The sequence below is a fragment of the Lysinibacillus sphaericus genome (assembly GCF_015844675.1).
Classification (GTDB): Bacteria; Bacillota; Bacilli; order Bacillales_A; family Planococcaceae; genus Lysinibacillus; species Lysinibacillus sphaericus_E.
The window spans coordinates 1-18854 of record NZ_LDGC01000017.1; the positions used below are offsets into that span (position 1 = coordinate 1).

Below are 18854 nucleotides of genomic sequence, written 5' to 3' on the forward strand. Positions count from 1 at the left end.
ATACAGATAGGTAAGCCTTTGAAGTTATCGCTGGCTTTTCCCCCTGTTCACACCGTACGTGCGACTTTCACCGCATACGGCGTTCCAACTAATCCAATTTATTCTTTCTATGTTTTAAGCAGCCGAGTGAAGATTTTCCAAAGTTAGATTATTTCATTGTTACATTTCAGTCGTAAGTTATTTACTTTTTCTAATTGCTTATTTGTAAGCTTTACAGCTTTTAGGAACTTTTCAATTTTTACTTTGTCTTTCAAATGTATAAGTTGATGTATAGCCTTATTCAAAACTATTAAATTTGAGTAGCTATCATCTTTTGAAATGTGAAAAGGATTAATATGATGACAATGCCAGTCGATAATACCTAATTCTTCACCTAAAATTGCACATTTGCCATACTGGGCAATAAACTTACTTATTCTGTTGTCGTTATATTCAATAGATCTGTTTGGAATGTAGTTTCTCATGACGTAAGAAAGCGTATTTTTATTGATAGCCTTTAGGCTATTGTGAATTTTTGCTCTGCCTTCGGCAGTATAGTTACATATCACTTGGGAGAAACCAAGTGTTTTTCTCCATCGTTGCGCATGGATGGGGACAAAGACCATATTTTGTATTTTAAATAGTTTGGACTTATATCCTTTGTATCGCTTCTGTAATGTCTTTGACATCTCATGAAAACTTGCCTCTGTTCGAATATTCTTTAGTTGATTGTATAACGTCTTGCGTAGATATAGATTTAACTCATTCAAGTTAATTGTAATTTGAGTTGCAGCTGAGTAATAGTTTTGGATACCCATTACAACGGTATTAAAATTCCAAACGGTCTGAATGCAGGGTTTTCTCTTGATTACTTTTATCGCTTCTTTAATCTTTTGAAAGGCATTTGCTTTAGCCTTTTTTGACATATCAGACTTTGCTACGAAACCAAATCTGGTCTTACCTTTTCTTATGGCTTTTATTGTAAATCCTAGAAACTCTGAAGAGTTTTTCTTTAAGTTCACGACCTTTGATTTTTCTTCACTCGTCTCCAAGTGTAATCTCTTTTTCAAGAATTCTTTTAATGCATAATTTATTTTAATTGCCTGTGACCTTGTTCGGCACATCACCTTAAAATCATCCGCATAACGGACAATAAAACACTCTTTCAAACTCGATTTCTTTAATTGCTGATACTTACTACCATTAGTCGAATACGTATAATTGCTTTCAAATGTTTCCCATTGGTCACTAACCCACCAATCCAATTCATTTAACACAATGTTAGATAATAAAGGTGAAAGAATACCACCTTGCGGTGTTCCTTTTGTAGGAATACCTTCTCCTACAATCTCTGCTTTTAATAACCTAGATATAATAGAAAGAAGGGATTTATCCCTAATGCCTATTGACCACATTTGTTTTAAAAGTTTGCTATGATTTACATTATCGAAGAAACCTTTAATATCTACGTCAACACAATAATGTAGTCCAGATTGGTTAATGAGAAATTCAAGTCTAGCTTTGGCATGATGAGTGTTGCGATTTGGTCTAAAACCATAACTATGTTTATGGAATTTAGCTTCACAGATTGGCTCTAAAATTTGCAGTACACATTGTTGAAAAATTCTATCCCATATCGTCGGTATCCCTAAAGGTCTAGTTTTATCTACTCCTTTTGGAATGAAAACCCGTCTAACTGGTTGTGGTTCATACCATTTGAACATACCTTGAACTTTAGCTATTACATCTACAACTGGTAAATGCAGAATATCATTAATTGTTAATTTATCGATTCCCGCAGTTTTGCTACCTGTATTTCTTTTGATGTTTCGGTAGGCAAGACGTATATTATCCTTAGAACTCATTAATTCTGTTAAGTTATAGAAATGATGACCACAAACACTTTGAGCGTAGAGTGTATCAAAACAATCTTGCATACTATAATACTCATTGTGTCTCAGTTTCTTCCGTTTCAATAAGTCGGTGACTCCTTTTGGAGTTAAACCTCTATTAGTCTCACAAGAACCTTATTAATCGATAAAGAACTGCCTTACTTGGTTGAATAAATCTTTATTAGTCTAGTGGCTATCCCTCCATGTGGATTAGACACTTCATTGGTACTGTGCCACCACTTTCACTGATATAAAGGCAAGTTATACAGTAACTAGTATCATTATTGCTTTCCTTGTCAACGTTTCTTAGGGGAGTAAGCCCTCCACGTTATCAGCTTAAAACGTTGAATTATATCTATTATAGAATGAACTTAGGTGCTTCCTCTAAGCCTGTTAGATACATACGCCTGTAACGTATCATGGATTTTCATATTAGTTAGTCTTACTCACCCACATCTAACCTCACAATTTGGTGATATACACATTTCTATGTATCGCAGTTCTAGACCCGTACATTCAGAAGTTCGTCAGCTTAACCATTTCTTTTCGGTTTATTTGCATTCTCACCATATTCATTCAACTCAAGCATCATGAATTACACCACTCCCTCGAGTAGGCTTTCGTCAGCGGACCTGGTACGGTAATTTCTCACGCCTTTTCACCGAGCTTATAACACAATCATTCTTACTAAATCCAGTGCTATTCGACTAAGAGAGAACCCTTCCGAGCGTTACCTCATCATTTGATTCTTCGATATAACCCTTCAGTTCCGAAAGGAACTGTCTAGCCTTTACCTGAGTAATGTGACCATTCTCAATTTAAACTAGAAACATTTCGCACAACTAAACTGCCTCGTTAGTTGAAGAGCAACAAAAACAGCCTATATTAAAAATACTGCCACAATGGTTGTAATCACAAGACCAATCGCCACAGGCAATAAATTACGCCTCGCAAGCTCAAAGGGGCTTACGTTACAAATCGCAGCTGCCGGGATTAATGCCCAAGGAATGATCGTTCCTCCACCAACACAAGACATTTTATTATTTTGCAGAAACAATGATTACTTCGCGAGGATATTTACTACCTCGGTAATCATCTTTTGTGTCAACAACAATTCTCTTGAAAATTGTAGTCATTAAAGCTTTACGTTCATAAGTATCAGCGTCTTGCCAAAGTGTATCTATATTTTTAATGATGTTCAATATTTCAGTATTATCATCTTTTGCATTTTGTATGGTTGATAATTCTTTTTTCAATTCTTTTTCGCGCTCTCTCAAAACCTGTGTATCAGCTATTAATTCATCTATATCCATTAAATCATTTTCATACATTACTTTTTTTTTCTTTAATAATTTTTCGATTTGTTTAATTTCGTTCGTTATTTCAATTGTATGATCTTCATCTGTTTTAATATCCTCAACATAATAATCTAAACGTTTAATGTAATCATTTAGATATAGGAATACTGATTTAATTAAACTTTCTTCTAAGAAAATGTGACTCGTGCATGATTTACCTGCTTTTTTACCTGAGCATCTATATGTTTTTCGACCTTTTCCACCTCTGTGTCCTGAAATGGAACTTCCGCACCGATTACAGACAAGTATGCTAGAAAAATAATAGTCACTTACTTCACGTTTACCACCGAATGTTCGGCGTTTATCCAGAGTATCTTGTAATGACCAAAATTCATCACGGTCAATGATAGGCTCATGAATACCTTCATAAAAAGTTTGTTCACGTGGAGGTTTTTTATAATTTTTCCCGCCCTCATTATGTCTAATATAACCGGCATAAGTAAGGTTATTAGCTATTCCTCGCACAGAATCTACATGCCATTCTCCTTTATTGCGAGAGGGTATCCCTCTTTTTGTAAGTTGTATAGCTATTGAATAGAACCCCAATGTCTTGGATAGTTTAAAAACTTCTCTTACTATTTTAGATTCTTCTTCATCAATTACTAATTTTTCATTTTCTAATTTATATCCATATGGTGGAATCCCACCTGGCCATTCACCTATCTTTGCTTTTTGCAACATATTTATACTAACTCGTTCAGATATTGTTTCACGTTCCCATTGTGCCATTGCTGCAACAAGGGTAATTAAAAAGCGACCAATTGCTGTAGTTGTATCAAATGCTTCTGTAACAGATCTAATAGCAATATTGTTTGCATCGAAAATTTTGAGTAAATTATCTAAATCGCTAACAGATCGTACTAGTCGGTCTAATTTGTAAAATACAACAACATCAAATTTTTTGTTCTTTGCATCTGTGATTAAACGTTGCATGGCTGGTCTATCTAAATTTTTTGCGCTGTAACCATCGTCTATATAATGTTCAAATAGTTCCCACCCTTGTGATTCGATGAATTTATTATTTAATTCAGATTGAGAATCTATACTATAACCTTCTTTTGCCTGTTCATCTGTTGATACACGTACATATGATATACATTTCATGCCACAGTTCTCCTTTGGTCTATATAAGAAAAGAGCAAACAATTGTCTGCTCCTGATTTATTTAAATACTGTATTAAAATTCAACGATTAATTTTTCTAATTTACCAATGATGCGAACGTTTCTATCCGTCTTAGGGTTGAAGATTCTTGGAGGATAATTTGGATTTTCACTTTGAAGAATAAAGCTACCATTTGTTCTAAATACTCTTTTCAATACAATTTCATCATCTACACAAACAGCTGCTATTTCTCCATTTTCAACTTCTTCCTGTTTTCGCATAAATAAAATATCTCCGTCAAAGATCCTTGCACCTATCATTGAATCGCCACTTGCACGAACATAAAAGTAATCTCCACTTTTTATCCAATCTTCAGGAGTTGCTCGATACTCTGTAGGTGTTTCAAAAACCAATAATCCTTCTCCGCATGAAACATTTCCATAGAGAGGAAGCTTCACTTCATATGTATCGTCATATTCATCTACTTCAAAAAAATGTGTGAAAGGTACATTGAAAAGTTCTGCCATCACCATGATTTTATCCATTAAAGGTTTATTAGCATTACGTTCCCAAGCAGAAACAGCGGTAGGTGCTACACCTAATTTCTTTGCTAAATCATCTTGAGTTAATTTTAATTGCTTACGTAATACTTTTATTTTTTCGCCTACAGTCACTATGTATCTCCTCCTTGACTATATTATATATTTAAACTGTAAAAAAGTACAGTAAAACTGAAACTTTAATATCATTTTATCCAATAAGTACAGAAATTATGCCATTAAGAGTTGAAAATACAGAAATTCTGTAGTATCTTAAATGCAGGAGGTGAGCAGATGTGCAATACACATTAGACCAAGCCCGTATTTTAGCTGGATTAACTCAAAAAGAAATGGCTAAAAAGATGAAGATGTCTGAGAAAACATATATACAGTATGAAAAATACAGACGAATCTTCCGTATGGATCAAGCTTATTTGTTTATGAAACATGTGAATGTTCCGTTTGACACAATTATTTTTTTTGCAGGTCAACTACAGAATTTCTGTAGTTCCGAAAAAGTAACTTGCACAATTTAGATATTGGGATGTGTTTTTAATCAGACAAGCTCATTCGACATATTCTGATAAAAAGGAGGGAGGATTGTGGAAGGTTTTGAAATATCCGAGGATAAAATTCGTAAATTGATTCCTATTGTGGAAAGTATCCTATCTAAAAAGTATGGTAAAAAAATTGCACTACGTGATTTAACTGTTAACTCTATAACGGTTAATAAGAGAGATTGCGCAAAATAGCGCAGTCTGAAAGAGAAATATACAAGCTGTGAAAGAAGGTGAACTAAATGAAAATCAAAGTAGCAGAGTGGTTAGCATTACCGGTTGAGAAACGTTTAGCTTTAATCAGCAATGCAATTAAAAATGGTGCAGCAGTACGTCAAAAGTAAATCTATCAAACTATTTGGAGGTTGAGAGAATGAAAGCAGTATTAAATGTTAAAGGTACAAAGTTATCGGTTCTATCAATTCATTATCGTGAAACAGGTAAGGCTCTATCAGTTTATGCAAAGGACGAAAATGGTCGTGAAACTCGCTTTGTCGATAAGTCACAAAGCCAATACGATACATCACCACATCTTGCTATAGAAGACTTAGACGGAGCATTGGAATATCCAGAGCTTGAAGCAAGAATTGTGGAAGGCAACAACAGGCTAATTAAGCACTTGGAGGATATGCAAAAAGAGGAGAATAACAAACTATTAGATATTGCTATAGATGCGATGGAAAGTGAACCAAACTTACCATTTGATAGCCATCTATCAAGTAAACAACGTGAATACAAACTTCTACAACAGCGAGTATTTGGCATCATCGATACGGTGGAAGAAGTCAAAGCATACACGGAGGGCTATTACGCAAATGTCGATGGTGAAGCAACTGAAACGCAAAGCAGTCATTCAGCAACTGAATAAACTTGGCATCCACAGGATTGAAGGACAACCGTTAGAAGATGCATTGTATACAACTTTACTAAAAACATTGGCGCGTAAACGTGCAGCACAAGATTGAATGGAGGTGAATGAGTGATGTCAGATTTTATTGGAACATGTCCTTATTGTAAAGGTACAACATACGCAGATTCGGTCGATGTCGGTGTTGGTCATGTGCAGTGTGGGCCATACCATTGTGAGAGTTGTGGAGCTAGTGAAATCGGCCCTGAGTACGACGATTGGTGTTACAAGGATAGAGATGGAAAAACTATTTATACACAATCGAAACGTAGATACTGGGACTTCGCGAAAAAGAAGTACGCACCGAAAACAGACTACAGCAAACGCGTTATTCGGTATGATGCACCTGTAACCGCAGAAGAATTAAAGGTAGGCTACTACAAAGGACGAATTTCTCCGTATGCGAATACAGTAAATGGTCAATTGGTTAATCATATTGAAGCGAAAGAAGCTTACAGACAAGGGTTACTTGATGCAAAGAAGATTTTATAAAAATTAAGGAGTGAATGAGTAATGAAATCAACTGGAATTGTTCGTAAGGTAGATGATTTAGGACGTGTGGTAGTTCCAAAAGAATTACGTCGCACATTAGGGATTGAAAATGGTGATCCACTAGAAATCTTTATCGATGGTGACAAAATTATTTTGAAGAAGTACAAGCCTAATATGGCATGTGCTGTTACTGGTGAAGTATCGGACGATAATTTTGTTCTACTAGGTGGCAAATTGGTTCTAAGTGTTGAAGGTGCTAAAAAACTAATTAATGAAATTGATTTACAGTAGGTGATTCCATGCGTATAGGCTACACACACGCTGATGTATACGATAGAGAATCGGATTACTGGAGAGACATCGAAGACGTGCAGAATGCACAAATCGAGGAACAAAAAAACTCGTCAAAGGGTGCAACCAATGGCGAGCGTGAAAACTTTATAAATGACACTGGTATTGTACCACAGGAGGAATTGTAATGGCAAAGTTTAATATCGAAATCGAATTAGATTGGTTAGATGAAGAAACAGGTTTGGATGAAGAAATTCAAAAACAAGTTATCTCAGGCTTGCAAAATCGTTTAGTTGCTAACTTAGAACAAAAATTAGGTAACTCAATCGCTGAAAAAGTAGAACGACAAGCAACAGAAATCGCAGACGTTTTTGTTGAAAAATTATTAGCAGAACAAATCGGTGCAATTCAGATTCCGACGAAAGGTTCTAGTTGGAGTTCTGAAGTGACTTACATTCCTTTAACTGAATTTATTGGAAAACGTTTCGAAAACGCCATGACAGAAAAGACACTTACGGAACGGGGTAGTAAGGCGGATTATAGAAACGATGCTAAATATTCGATTACAGAGTATTTAACACGCGACTTTATCGCAAAAGAACTTAACGGCAAAGTATCAGATATGATTCGTGAAGCTAAAGATAAAGCCGAAAAATCATTAATAAGCAACTTAGAACAAAATTTACAACAACAATTGAATGCTGATATGGTGAAACGTTTAAATATACCGCAGTTACTGCAAAATCTTCAAAATACGATTGATTGCGAGGTTGAAGGTCAATGACAAAGTTTATCGAGCAACGTGTAGAAGTTTTAGAAAACGAAGTAGCTGAATTGAAGCTGATTATACATGAATTACGTGGGAAGAAATCGATTGGGCCTTCCACAACTAATACTGTGGAGGACATCATTGAATTTGAAGGTAAGCAATATCGCAAGGTTGATCGTGAAGCGCAAGTTGGAGATGTGGTGATATTCCGTATAAATGATACAGATTTACACCATTCAACTACTAATAAACCATATAAAGTTACTACTGAATATAACGGGCATCCTCGATTTATAGGGGATTCAGGAAGTGATTACAGTGTTTACACACATGATCATAACCGCAGACCTGAAACAACAGATGTTTACGAACTAATCGAATCCAAACCACTAACACCAAATCAACAACGTGCTGAGGTTATTGAGAAGGCGAAGGAGTTTGTTGAACAACTTATCGAACGTGGCAAAAACAGACATTCTCCAAAAGTTGATAAAGGACACACGTATTATAGAAAAAACTTCTATAACGTTGATATACATGTAAAAAACAATAAAGTCACTGCATTAGTATTCTTAACTAATCCTAATGGTAAACGACTTGATAACAAACCAGATTTAATCAATCGAGCAATATGTTCACCAACTGACGTATTCAATGAACACATTGGAAAAGCTATTGCACTAGGACGAGCGCTAGGTCTAAATGTAAGTGAGTTTGAACAGGCGGTGCAGCCGACATTAGCAATTGGGCAGATAGTTTATGAGACAGAAGATAAAACATATAGAACAATTGCGGAATCAGGAGTTTACTCTGAAGAAAGTATGTTAACATCTATCAATTCGCGTTCTGCAAGAGAGCTGAGTGTAATCATTAACGACACTAACGCTATTTATGGGGAGGATTAATAATGAATCCATTATTAACAGAAGAACTCGATGAACTTGACGGCTATGTATTAAGTGATGCAGAAGAAACTGGACAAACATTTGAAATAACTGATTTAGATAGTTTGAATTGGGCACTACGCAAAGTACATGCATACGATGCTCAACTAAAAGAAATTCAAACGGTTGCTAATTCTGAACGTCAAAGAATTGATTCTTGGGAACAACGTGAAAGCAAAGGAATTAATGAAAGTATTCAGTTCTTCCACAATCTTATAGCTGAATACCATACGAAAGTTTTGGTTGAGGATCCAAAGAAAAAAACGTTATCTACGCCATACGGTAAATCGAAATCGACAACATCTAAAGCACAACCTGACCAGCAAAATGAAGAACAGATTATAAAATTTGTGGAAGAAAATAATCTTCCATTTGTTGAAAAGGTACCAAAACTTAAATGGGCAGATTTGAAGAAAACACTCAAAGTCGTTGAAAAAGACGGTGAACAAATAATCGTTGATGGAAACGGTCAAGTTGTTCCAGGTGTCGCAGTTAAACCACAAACTACTACTTTTAAAGTGGAAATATAGGAGGATTCAAACTTGAAAAAATTACTCAATCAAAAAGAACAACACTATGCAGATACTCGCGAAGAAGCAGAGGAAATTGTATTAGCTGCTAAAGAAAACGAAGCACTGATTATGAATAAAATCAGCGAAAAATACAACAAATACGGTCAATATTTCTTGGTTGATCTAACTTATCAATATGGCACACCTAAAGAAGTAATGGAAGGTAAACCGAAGAATGATGCTCCAGACGGCCAAATGAACATGGAGGAAATGCATGAAGGTGTACCATATACAGTCGATTCAGATGGCAGTGTAAAAGTGGAAAATGCTGATGAAGAATTGCTGGAATTCGAAGATCCATTCGTAGAGAAGAATGAGGATGAAGAGAAAAAAGATGTTCCTGATGGGGAATTACCATTTTAATAGAGCAGGAGTGTGGAGGACATGACACAACAATTCGACTTTAGCACTCACAATGCTAGCAAAATTTCAGACAAGCCTGGTAAGACGTATTTAACATATTGCCCACCGGGATTAGGAAAATCGCACACGCTAAACTTCCTACCTGGGAAAACATTGGTGCTTGATGTAGACCGTACAAGTCATGTACTAAAAGGTAATCCGAATATCGACATTATTTATGTTGATAATCAAAACACTTGGGATTTTTGGCAAGCATTATTGCTTCATTTAGAAACTATTAAAGGTCAGTACGACAACATCGCCATTGACAATGTATCTGAATTAGAACGTTGCTTGTTATCAAATCTTGGGTACATCGGAAAAAACCAAGGTGTGCCAGCTCAAGGTGATTATCAAAAAATGCAATTCCGGGTTGTTAATTCATTCAGATGGATGAAAAACCTAGCGGATCGTATCGTCTTTACAGCTTGGGAAACAACAGATATGTACACAGCTTCAGATGGCACACATTACAACCGTTCGTATCCACAAATCAACCAAAAAATCATCAATAACGTATTAGGGTTATGTGATGTAGTTGGTCGTTTAATGATTAACGCAGAAGGTGAACGAGGGTTTGTTTTAGAAGGCACGAACAGTATTTATGCAAAAAATCAACTTGATAATAGAAAAGGCTGCAAACAAAATGAAATTTTTGATGTGCCATCCACAAATAACGAAACAACAGGAGGAAATAAATAATGTCATTCTTTAAATTTGATGAATCTAATGCAAGCGTAGCATTTGAATTAGTAGCAGAAGGGAAATACGAAGCCGTTATCGTGAATGCCGAACCTGGTACCACACAAGCAGGAAAACCGAAACTTTCGGTAGACTTCGAGATTCGTAGTGATGTTCCGCAGAATCACCAGGGCGCAAAAATCTTATACAACACGTTTACTTTCGAACATGAGGTATCAATCAAGATTGTAAATAGTTTAATTAAAGCTTGCGGATTTGCGGACGGACATCCTTTCAATTCACCGGATGACATGGCAAAACAGTTTATCAACAAAAATCTGAAAATCACTGTGAAACATGAAGAATATGACAAAGTTGTTGATGGTGTAAAACAAAAACGTACAGCTGCTAAAGCGAAGTATTACGACGCGTCAGATGTAAATCCACCTCAATCACCAAATGCGCCAATCACAGTTGGAGAAGATGATCTTCCGTTTTAAATAAAACTTAATAGAGAGGTCTGTTTTAGGCGGACTTCTCTATTTTTATACCCAAAAACAGTAAACGAGGTGGTTAAATGACTGATAAAGTTTTTCACCAGTATGAGTGTAAAACAGGTTGCGGTCATGTAACAGTGGTCGATAAATTTTATCAAACCAAACGAATGCATTGTGCTGTATGCGGAACCAAAGAAACGCTTGTGTATAAAGGTAAAGCAGAAGTAAAAGAGGTGAAAGGTGAATGGCTGAAAAAGTGAAGGTTAGCCCTAGCACTGGTTATTACGGAATTTGGAATACGAAAACTAAAACTTTCATGTTCGGTATTCAAGAAAAGAATCGGTATAAAGTTCATACCGCAGTATGTAACAAAGTCGGGACAAAAACGTATTATCGCAAACCGCATTGGATAGTTAAAGCTATTCGTGAAAATCATGCACCGATGTTTCGCAAAGGTTTGAGATACAAAGGTGAAAAATATGAAAATACCAATTAATTTTAACGAAATACCATCTGAATTACGCATGCTACCTCAATGGATATTGTGGAAGGCAGAAGAAAAAGGCGGGCGTTATACAAAAATACCATTTCAAGTTGACGGTAATGAGGCTCGCTCAAACGACCGTCGAACATGGTCAACATTTGCGACTGCAGCTAAATTCTATACTGAATCTAATGCAGATGGGATAGGCTTCGTATTCTCGCGTCAAGATAGCTACATCGGAATTGATATTGATAAATGCGTTTCGTATGCAGCGGATGATACTGAAAAAGTAAGTCCTATAATTAACACTTTTGCTCAAGAAATCATTGATACATTAGATAGTTACACTGAATTTAGCGTATCAGGAACAGGCATTCATATCATCATCAAAGGTAGCCTTCCACAGTCTATTGTTGGTACTGGACGTAAAAGTGCAAAGCATGGTTTAGAAATCTATCAATATGGACGCTATTTTACAGTTTCAGGGAACCGTGAAAACTCAAACGAAATTTATGAACGAACTGAAGAAGTAGCCGAGATCTTAGAAAAGTATTTTGACGACAGTGATGTACAGGGACGTGTGAACCTAGCGGAGTTCGAAAAGGACGAAATAAAACTTTCAAATGACGCATTGTGGGAGCGAATGTTCCGAAGTAAATCGGGCGACGAAATCCGAGCATTGCATGACGGTAAATTGATAAATGATGACCATTCATCAAGTGATCTAGCTTTATGTAACCATCTTGCATTCTGGACAGGTAAAAGCTCATCAAGAATGGATTCGATGTTTAGGGAAACAGCCCTGATGCGAGATAAATGGGACAGAATTCATTATAGCGATACTGGTGAAACATACGGAGAAAGAACGATTGCTGAAGCCATTTCATCCACTACAACTACTGTATTGGACCATCAAAATGACAACGAATTTTCATTCAGCTTCCACAGTGATGATGTGGTGGCAGAAGAAGTAGAGAAGCCTGCACGTAAATTCAAATTGACCGATTTAGGAAACGCTGAGCGCATTGCATACGAATACGGTCACATCATTCGTTATATTCCATCGGTTGGTTGGTACATCTGGAACGGCAAGTATTGGGAGTATGACGAAAAAGGAAAACTGCACCGCATTGTAGCGAAAGTCGTTCGTAAGCTTGGTGAATCAGAAGATGAAATTGAACAAAAATGGGCTAGACATTGTGAAAAGCATAATGTACGCGAAAGTGCCATTAAGGATTTAAAAGTATTAGTTCCGGGAGATCGTAGTGACTTTGACCAACACAAATATTTGTTGAATGTTGAAAATGGTGTTGTGAATTTGAAAGATGGAAAGTTACAACCGCATAACAGAGATTTGAAACTCACAAAAATCACAAATATCTCTTATGAAGAAAATGCAAAATGTCCAAACTGGTTAGCATTTTTAGACCAAATATTTTTAGGCGATAAAGAGCTAACGGAGTACATGCAGCGATTAATTGGCTATAGCCTTACTGGAGATATTTCAGAGCAAATTATGATGTTCTTGGTTGGCGGTGGTAGTAATGGTAAATCAACTTTTATCAATACGATTAAAGACCTTGTAGGCGAATATGGCAAGCAAGCTAAATCGGATACATTTATCAAAAAGAAAGAAACTGGTGCCAACAACGATATTGCTAGGTTAGTAGGATCTCGCTTTGTATCGGCAATTGAAAGTGAGGAAGGCGAAAAGCTATCGGAATCATTTGTAAAGCAAATAACAGGCGGTGAGCCCGTACTAGCTCGCTTTTTACGACAAGAATACTTTGAGTACATTCCGGAATTTAAAGTGTTTTTCACAACGAATCATAAACCGATCATCGGCGGTCTGGACGAAGGTATATGGCGCCGGGTTAAATTAATTCCATTTGATTTAAACTTACCAGCGCATAAGCGTGATAAAAAGCTACCTGAAAAGCTTTCACTTGAAATGAGTGGAATACTCAACTGGGCCATTGAAGGCTGCTTAAAGTGGCAGAAGGATGGATTAATCGAGCCAAAGGTAGTTGCAAAAGCGACAGGTAACTATAAAGAAGATATGGACATTCTTGGGCCGTTTTTAGCTGAGTGTTGTTATGTAGACAAAGACAACGAAAACATCAAGATCGAAGCTAAGGAATTATATAGCGTCTATGACAGTTTCGGTTATAAATCGGGTGAACGTACAGTGAGTAATCGTAGTTTTTACCGAATGTTGGAAACAAAAGGGTTTAAAAAAGAACGTGGTGCAGGAAATAAAAACTTTTTCACTGGTATTACTTTACAGGAGCGAGCGCCACAAGGAGTTACTTTTGAAGAAAAAACAGTTACTTTAGAGGGCGAAAATACGTCATTTAAGCTAGTTTAGTAACTTTGAGTTAAAAAAGTAACTCTCTTTTGTACCTCTCTGAAATCTAGTCATATCAACGGTTTAGAGTTGTTTTTATAGTTATATAGTTACTTTTGTTATTTTGTTTTTATATTAATAAAAAAATAAAAAATATAAATATATATATATAAGAGCGTAATGCACTTTCCAAGTAACAATTTTAACTAAAAACGTTCGAACTGTTGGGGCTGTAAGCTTCAAGCGAGTTACTTAAAAGTAACTAAGTTAATTAACAGGGGTTAAAACAGTGTTTTTGAAGAAATAAGTAACTCTTGAATTGTAAGGAAGTGGTATTTTTGAAAACCCTTCATGTTCTATCGATGATTTGGAAAAGTGGAGCTGAAATATATCGTGATGAATCGGATGGTAGATTGTCACTTAAAAATGCGAAGTTGGTGCCGGAGGAAGTATTAAAGGCTGCTGATCCGATATTCGGTGAAATAGAAAAATGGTTCAAATCATGGGAAGAAGCTAGCGGAATCGATAAACACATGCGAATGATGGTGCATCAAGCTTGTGGATGGCAACACAAACCTAAGCTCAATGAATGGATATGCGCGGACGTTGATGCATTGATGCTGTTCATGGAGTGGCAAGAGGAACTCGCTAAAAACGGTTGGAACGATATCTACGAAGATTATCGACAATACGAAAACGAAGCTTCAAATGCCATGAAGAAAAAATTGCATGAAAGTGCTGTTTTATACGCTAATCGAAATAAGTGATTTACAGACGTTTTAAGACGTTTTAGAGGACGGATGATAAATATATCAAACTCGTAAATAGAACGTCTGTACGGCTATTGTGGTAAGCAAAAACAAGGAGGTTAAACGAATTGAAATATTACCTAGCTATTCATGGCGAAACACATTATGAAAATCGTGATGTAGTTTTATTTGAAGATACAGAAGGTTTATTTAAAACATTCCGAGAGGCAACAGAATTTTTGATGAACGAAAAAGAATTGGAACCATTGTATGTTGAATCTTCATTTTTATTTGGCGATTGCACATTGTATTTTGAATTAGATAACGGTACTGAATTTTATTACGGTTATATTCAGGAAATGACGGTGAGAGAATGATTCACTACCATTACACAGATACCGAACTAAACAAAATCCTAAAAACATTAACAATCGTGGTTGATACTCGCGAACAAGTAAATGGCCATATCATGGATTATTTACGCAGCAAGGATGTGCCAATCAAATTAAAAAAGCTCGACACTGGTGATTATGGAGCGATGATTCCTAAAAATGAAGAGTTGGGCATTGCACGAGACATTTATTTAAACAGCAGAGTTGAACGTAAAGCTAGTGTAGATGAGATTGTCGGAAATCTTGGGAAAGACGAACGTACACGCTTTGAAAACGAATTAATTCGTTCGCAGGATATTCCTTTCACATTGTTACTAGAAGATCCAGAAGGCTACAAAAAAATACTAAATGGAACTTACAGAAGTAAATACGACCCACTTGCATTACTCGGCTCGTTAAATACTTTCAAGGCTCGTTACGGCTTTGAAATTGTTTACTTAGATAATAAGTTTAGTGGGAATTTTATTTACTATCATTTCTATTACCAAATGAAGAACTACCTAAAGAGAGGGGCGTTCTAACCATCGTGAACATGCGCAATGGGATTCCTATTGTTCAGTCGGTGAAAAGTAAGAAACCACAAGGTAGATTGTGGAGGGCCATACCCAATCCATTTACAAAGTATATCGAGATGTTTATGACGGTAGATGGATGCGAAGTGAGTATTTCCATACCTTACGATTTTGAATATGTTCAACAGTATTTAAACGAAGGCTGGATTGAGAGAGGAGTGTGGGATATAGATGAACGCAAAAATGCTTGAGAAACGTAGGGAGATATTGAAGAAAATCAATGTACTTTCGGACAAGTGTAATTGTCAAACAGCCATTGAATTTAATAGCTGTCCGAATTGTGCTGAGATTACTGTTTACGGTCAACTATTACTCAATCTAGTGAATGAACGAAAGTCTGGCATCATTGATTTAAATGATTTAATACCCGTTAAAAATCCAAAAGTTCAATTAACAGAACAACAATATTTGAAATTAAAACGTGCAAATAAAACTGATAAAGAAATTGCTGCAATATGCAATGTGTCACCGGGTACTATTCAAAATTGGAAGAAAGCGAACAACATTGAAATCGAACGTACAAGTAGAAAGAGGTTAAAAGCATGACAATTGAAGAACAAATCTTAGCAAATCCAGTATTACGTGAAGTACGTGATTTACTTGAAAATCAAACAGCTAAAGGTCTAGCGAAATACGGTACAACGGTCAATCCAATGGACTATACGGCAATCGAATGGATTGAGCATGCAAGACAAGAATTAATGGATGAACTTGTTTATTTGACAGTTTTAAAACAGAAAATGGAGGAAATGCAGAATGAAAGAGACTAAGTTTCGAGCGTGGGATAAAGAAAATAAGAAAATGTATTTTCAACTAAATGAATCACCTTGTTTTGGATTATTTGAGGGTGATAGAGCAGTGTCAATTGAAGATGTTTTCTTTTATGAAAAACAACGTTTTGAGGTAATACAATTCACAGGCTTAAAGGATAACAATGGTCGTGAAATTTATAAAGGTGATTTATACAAGTACACACTTCATCATGATATGCACGACCCTGAATCTGGTCATACAACGTTTGAAACAGAACATATAAAAGCAGTTACTTTCGAAAATGGTGCATTTTATCATGGAGCAGATTTACTTTCGGATGTCATTGAATATGACGACACGTTTACGTATGTAGGTAATGTGTACGAAAATCCCGAGCTACTGGAGGAACTGCAAAATGGAACTAAATAAATTTCAAGAGTTATCAAAGCGAACAATGCCATTAGATGGTGAGCCAAAAAACCATATTCATATAGAACACGGCTTAACAAATTACGCTCTTGGCCTACTTGGTGAATGTACTGAGGTCTTAAGTGCTGTTAATGATCGTGAAGCGATTTTGAAAGAGATTGGTGATGTTGCACATTATGCATTTGGGCTATTAACCTTCTTAGGTGAAACATATGACAGTGAGTCACTACCTAATTATTATGCGGAAGGTACAAAGGAAAAGTTAATCGATAAAATCCTTATCTTATCAGGTGAGGTTTCAGAACAAGTTAAGAAATTCGTGTTTCATCGTCATGAATTAAATTCAAGCAAAGTTAAAATAGCATTAAAAATGTTAATCAAAAACTTGATAGTATTGGCTGAGTTTTACGACTCATCACTTGAAGAAATCTGTGAAATGAACATTGATAAATTGAAAATGCGTTATCCGGAAAGCTTCAATGTTGAGGATAGTAAAAAGCGTGTAGATACGGTGCAGTAGAAAGGAAGGAGGTTATTATATTATGGGCGTGCCGCGAATTTTACATTATCCTGGTTCAAAATGGAGTTTGGCTGAGTGGATCATAAGCCATATGCCAGAACATTCAACCTACCTAGAACCATTCTTCGGATCTGGCGCTGTCCTTTTTAATAAAGAACCAGTAAAGGTTGAAACGATCAATGATTTGGATGGTGATGTAGTCAATTTGTTCCGTGTTATTCGTGAAAGACCAAATGAGTTAGCACGAGTGATCCGTTGGACACCATATTCACGAAAAGAATACATCGATTCTCATATTGAAGCTGAAGACGATATTGAAAAGGCAAGAAGGTTTTTGATCAGATGTTGGCAGTCCATTAGGGTAAAAACAGGATCGATCTCTGGTTGGAAGTGTAGGGGAACTATGGATGAATATCATCATTTAAGACAGTGGAACAACCTACCTGCAGATATATTGTTAGTAGCTGATCGATTAAAAAATGTTCAAATCGAAAACATAGAAGCTACCAAACTTATAAAACGATATAACAAGCCAAATGTATTAATGTACATCGATCCGCCTTATGTGGCAGCTACAAGAAATGGTGCTATTTATGAAAATGAAATGACTGATATAGATCATGAAAATTTGATCGATCATTTATTAAAACACTCAGGTCCAGTTTTGCTATCAGGTTATGACAGTGAACTTTATAATGATTTACTTAAAGATTGGACAAAAGAGACCAAATTAGGAAAGCCTGTTGCAGGAAAATCAAGAGTTGAGGTTTTATGGATTAATCCATTTGCTGCAGAGTATGGCTTCAAACAACAGTCATTATTTTAATTAAATTATTAGAGGAAAACTTAAAATAATCTAGGTAACCATAGGTGAGCCGATGGTGATCGATAAAACTGTTCAAAATTAAGAAACAAGGTAGGTGCTGCACATGCCTACGTTATCGCGTAGTGAAATACAGAACATCGAGAAATATTGGATTGAATACGAACAATATAAGAAGAAATTAAAGTACCGAGAATGGGAGTTGTTAAATCCACATAATCAAGGCGGTGAAATGGTTGGTGGTCGTAGTAATACGATTTCTGATACAACATCTAAGAAAGCAATGGTACTTGCAAATGATGCTTATTATCAAAATTTAAAACGCATCATCAAGACTGTGGAAGACCTATACAGTGAGCTTGACGAGGATATGCGAACAATCGTAGACATGCGTTATTGGGATAAAGACGGCTGTTACGAGTGGGAAGACATAGCTGACAAGTTGTATATTTCACGTCACAAAGTATTGCGTAAACGTAACATTCTAATAGATAAAACCGCTGAAAGGATTGGTTGGGTGTGATAGATATACATGACAATGTGTATTACATGGCTCATATCGAAACATACGAAAAAGGTTCGGAACGAGTAGTGTATAAAGAAAGTAAAGGATTATTCAAAACCTTTAGAGATGCAAGTGACTGGCTTATAAATGAGGATATGGAAGTATTCTCTGAACTAGATTGTCTTACGGATGATTTTGAAATATATTTCGAGTTAAACAATGGCTGTGAAATATATGTAGGTTATATAGAAAAATTGCATGTGTTGAAAAAGTGAACTTGTTAACACCAGGGAAGTT

At 36.0% G+C, this 18854-nt stretch carries 30 protein-coding genes; 26 read left to right on the plus strand and 4 right to left on the minus strand.

What is annotated here, in order from left to right:
• Positions 1 to 143: 143 nt before the first annotated feature.
• The 4 genes from ltrA to ABE34_RS06585 form a co-directional block, all read right to left on the minus strand.
• The gene (gene ltrA, locus ABE34_RS06570) at positions 144 to 1916 is read right to left on the minus strand and encodes a group II intron reverse transcriptase/maturase (RefSeq protein WP_197139928.1); all 1773 of its coding nucleotides are present in this window, start codon (positions 1914 to 1916) and stop codon (positions 144 to 146) included.
• Between the two features lie 835 nt (positions 1917 to 2751).
• Positions 2752 to 2928: a hypothetical protein gene (locus ABE34_RS06575; protein ID WP_197141281.1), complete on the minus strand. Its 177-nt coding sequence runs from the start codon at positions 2926 to 2928 to the stop codon at positions 2752 to 2754.
• Positions 2912 to 4333 (minus strand): recombinase family protein, encoded by a 1422-nt coding sequence (locus ABE34_RS06580; protein WP_197140157.1) that lies wholly within the window; start codon positions 4331 to 4333, stop codon positions 2912 to 2914. The genes ABE34_RS06575 and ABE34_RS06580 overlap by 17 nt, the downstream gene beginning before the upstream one ends.
• A gap of 73 nt (positions 4334 to 4406) precedes the next feature.
• Positions 4407 to 5006, minus strand: coding sequence for a S24 family peptidase (locus tag ABE34_RS06585; RefSeq protein ID WP_197140155.1), 600 nt, complete (start codon positions 5004 to 5006; stop codon positions 4407 to 4409).
• A 161-nt stretch (positions 5007 to 5167) separates the two neighbouring features.
• Between ABE34_RS06585 and ABE34_RS06590 the strand changes: the two genes are divergently transcribed.
• The 26 genes from ABE34_RS06590 (at position 5168) to ABE34_RS06715 (ending at position 18832) form a co-directional block, all read left to right on the plus strand.
• A complete protein-coding gene (locus ABE34_RS06590) occupies positions 5168 to 5407 on the plus strand; it encodes a helix-turn-helix domain-containing protein (RefSeq protein WP_197140153.1) in 240 nt (79 codons plus the stop codon).
• Between the two features lie 66 nt (positions 5408 to 5473).
• Complete coding sequence (locus tag ABE34_RS06595) at positions 5474 to 5623, plus strand: hypothetical protein (protein ID WP_197140151.1); 150 nt, start codon at positions 5474 to 5476, stop codon at positions 5621 to 5623.
• Between the two features lie 178 nt (positions 5624 to 5801).
• Complete coding sequence (locus tag ABE34_RS06600) at positions 5802 to 6296, plus strand: hypothetical protein (protein WP_197140149.1); 495 nt, start codon at positions 5802 to 5804, stop codon at positions 6294 to 6296.
• Between the two features lie 114 nt (positions 6297 to 6410).
• On the plus strand, positions 6411 to 6827 hold the full coding sequence (locus ABE34_RS06605; RefSeq protein ID WP_206700833.1) for a hypothetical protein: 417 nt from the start codon (positions 6411 to 6413) through the stop codon (positions 6825 to 6827).
• Between the two features lie 21 nt (positions 6828 to 6848).
• Positions 6849 to 7118, plus strand: coding sequence for an AbrB/MazE/SpoVT family DNA-binding domain-containing protein (locus tag ABE34_RS06610; RefSeq protein WP_197140143.1), 270 nt, complete (start codon positions 6849 to 6851; stop codon positions 7116 to 7118).
• Between the two features lie 8 nt (positions 7119 to 7126).
• On the plus strand, positions 7127 to 7306 hold the full coding sequence (locus ABE34_RS06615; protein WP_197140141.1) for a hypothetical protein: 180 nt from the start codon (positions 7127 to 7129) through the stop codon (positions 7304 to 7306).
• Positions 7306 to 7902, plus strand: a complete 597-nt coding sequence (locus tag ABE34_RS06620) for a hypothetical protein (RefSeq protein WP_197140139.1) — start codon at positions 7306 to 7308, stop codon at positions 7900 to 7902. The genes ABE34_RS06615 and ABE34_RS06620 overlap by 1 nt, the downstream gene beginning before the upstream one ends.
• Complete coding sequence (locus ABE34_RS06625; RefSeq protein WP_197140137.1) at positions 7899 to 8792, plus strand: hypothetical protein; 894 nt, start codon at positions 7899 to 7901, stop codon at positions 8790 to 8792. Before ABE34_RS06620 ends, ABE34_RS06625 begins: the two co-directional genes overlap by 4 nt.
• A gap of 2 nt (positions 8793 to 8794) precedes the next feature.
• Positions 8795 to 9361 (plus strand): host-nuclease inhibitor Gam family protein, encoded by a 567-nt coding sequence (locus ABE34_RS06630; protein WP_197140135.1) that lies wholly within the window; start codon positions 8795 to 8797, stop codon positions 9359 to 9361.
• Between the two features lie 12 nt (positions 9362 to 9373).
• Positions 9374 to 9766: an organic solvent tolerance protein OstA gene (locus ABE34_RS06635; RefSeq protein WP_241747064.1), complete on the plus strand. Its 393-nt coding sequence runs from the start codon at positions 9374 to 9376 to the stop codon at positions 9764 to 9766.
• A gap of 21 nt (positions 9767 to 9787) precedes the next feature.
• Complete coding sequence (locus ABE34_RS06640) at positions 9788 to 10507, plus strand: AAA family ATPase (RefSeq protein ID WP_197140133.1); 720 nt, start codon at positions 9788 to 9790, stop codon at positions 10505 to 10507.
• The gene (locus ABE34_RS06645; protein ID WP_197140131.1) at positions 10507 to 10986 is read left to right on the plus strand and encodes a DUF669 domain-containing protein; all 480 of its coding nucleotides are present in this window, start codon (positions 10507 to 10509) and stop codon (positions 10984 to 10986) included. Before ABE34_RS06640 ends, ABE34_RS06645 begins: the two co-directional genes overlap by 1 nt.
• A 77-nt stretch (positions 10987 to 11063) precedes the next feature.
• Positions 11064 to 11243, plus strand: a complete 180-nt coding sequence (locus ABE34_RS06650; protein ID WP_197140129.1) for a hypothetical protein — start codon at positions 11064 to 11066, stop codon at positions 11241 to 11243.
• Positions 11228 to 11479 carry a hypothetical protein gene (locus tag ABE34_RS06655; protein WP_197140128.1) on the plus strand — a complete coding sequence of 84 codons (252 nt, stop codon included), beginning with the start codon at positions 11228 to 11230 and terminating at the stop codon, positions 11477 to 11479. The genes ABE34_RS06650 and ABE34_RS06655 overlap by 16 nt, the downstream gene beginning before the upstream one ends.
• A complete protein-coding gene (locus ABE34_RS06660) occupies positions 11463 to 13835 on the plus strand; it encodes a phage/plasmid primase, P4 family (protein WP_197140126.1) in 2373 nt (790 codons plus the stop codon). Before ABE34_RS06655 ends, ABE34_RS06660 begins: the two co-directional genes overlap by 17 nt.
• A 317-nt stretch (positions 13836 to 14152) precedes the next feature.
• Positions 14153 to 14581 (plus strand): hypothetical protein, encoded by a 429-nt coding sequence (locus ABE34_RS06665; RefSeq protein WP_197140124.1) that lies wholly within the window; start codon positions 14153 to 14155, stop codon positions 14579 to 14581.
• A 110-nt stretch (positions 14582 to 14691) separates the two neighbouring features.
• Positions 14692 to 14940, plus strand: a complete 249-nt coding sequence (locus tag ABE34_RS06670; RefSeq protein ID WP_197140122.1) for a hypothetical protein — start codon at positions 14692 to 14694, stop codon at positions 14938 to 14940.
• Positions 14937 to 15476: an ERCC4 domain-containing protein gene (locus ABE34_RS06675; RefSeq protein ID WP_197140120.1), complete on the plus strand. Its 540-nt coding sequence runs from the start codon at positions 14937 to 14939 to the stop codon at positions 15474 to 15476. The genes ABE34_RS06670 and ABE34_RS06675 overlap by 4 nt, the downstream gene beginning before the upstream one ends.
• A gap of 5 nt (positions 15477 to 15481) precedes the next feature.
• Positions 15482 to 15718: a hypothetical protein gene (locus ABE34_RS06680; RefSeq protein ID WP_197229827.1), complete on the plus strand. Its 237-nt coding sequence runs from the start codon at positions 15482 to 15484 to the stop codon at positions 15716 to 15718.
• Positions 15699 to 16073, plus strand: coding sequence for a helix-turn-helix transcriptional regulator (locus ABE34_RS06685; RefSeq protein ID WP_197140116.1), 375 nt, complete (start codon positions 15699 to 15701; stop codon positions 16071 to 16073). The genes ABE34_RS06680 and ABE34_RS06685 overlap by 20 nt, the downstream gene beginning before the upstream one ends.
• Positions 16070 to 16297 carry a hypothetical protein gene (locus ABE34_RS06690; protein WP_197140114.1) on the plus strand — a complete coding sequence of 76 codons (228 nt, stop codon included), beginning with the start codon at positions 16070 to 16072 and terminating at the stop codon, positions 16295 to 16297. The genes ABE34_RS06685 and ABE34_RS06690 overlap by 4 nt, the downstream gene beginning before the upstream one ends.
• Positions 16284 to 16709 (plus strand): YopX family protein, encoded by a 426-nt coding sequence (locus ABE34_RS06695; RefSeq protein ID WP_197140112.1) that lies wholly within the window; start codon positions 16284 to 16286, stop codon positions 16707 to 16709. The genes ABE34_RS06690 and ABE34_RS06695 overlap by 14 nt, the downstream gene beginning before the upstream one ends.
• The gene (locus tag ABE34_RS06700; protein ID WP_197140110.1) at positions 16696 to 17229 is read left to right on the plus strand and encodes a hypothetical protein; all 534 of its coding nucleotides are present in this window, start codon (positions 16696 to 16698) and stop codon (positions 17227 to 17229) included. The genes ABE34_RS06695 and ABE34_RS06700 overlap by 14 nt, the downstream gene beginning before the upstream one ends.
• A 22-nt stretch (positions 17230 to 17251) precedes the next feature.
• Positions 17252 to 18055: a DNA adenine methylase gene (locus ABE34_RS06705; RefSeq protein WP_197140108.1), complete on the plus strand. Its 804-nt coding sequence runs from the start codon at positions 17252 to 17254 to the stop codon at positions 18053 to 18055.
• Positions 18056 to 18158: 103 nt separating this feature from the next.
• Positions 18159 to 18575, plus strand: coding sequence for a DUF722 domain-containing protein (locus ABE34_RS06710; RefSeq protein ID WP_197140106.1), 417 nt, complete (start codon positions 18159 to 18161; stop codon positions 18573 to 18575).
• Positions 18572 to 18832, plus strand: coding sequence for a hypothetical protein (locus tag ABE34_RS06715; protein WP_197140104.1), 261 nt, complete (start codon positions 18572 to 18574; stop codon positions 18830 to 18832). The genes ABE34_RS06710 and ABE34_RS06715 overlap by 4 nt, the downstream gene beginning before the upstream one ends.
• Positions 18833 to 18854 lie beyond the last annotated feature (22 nt).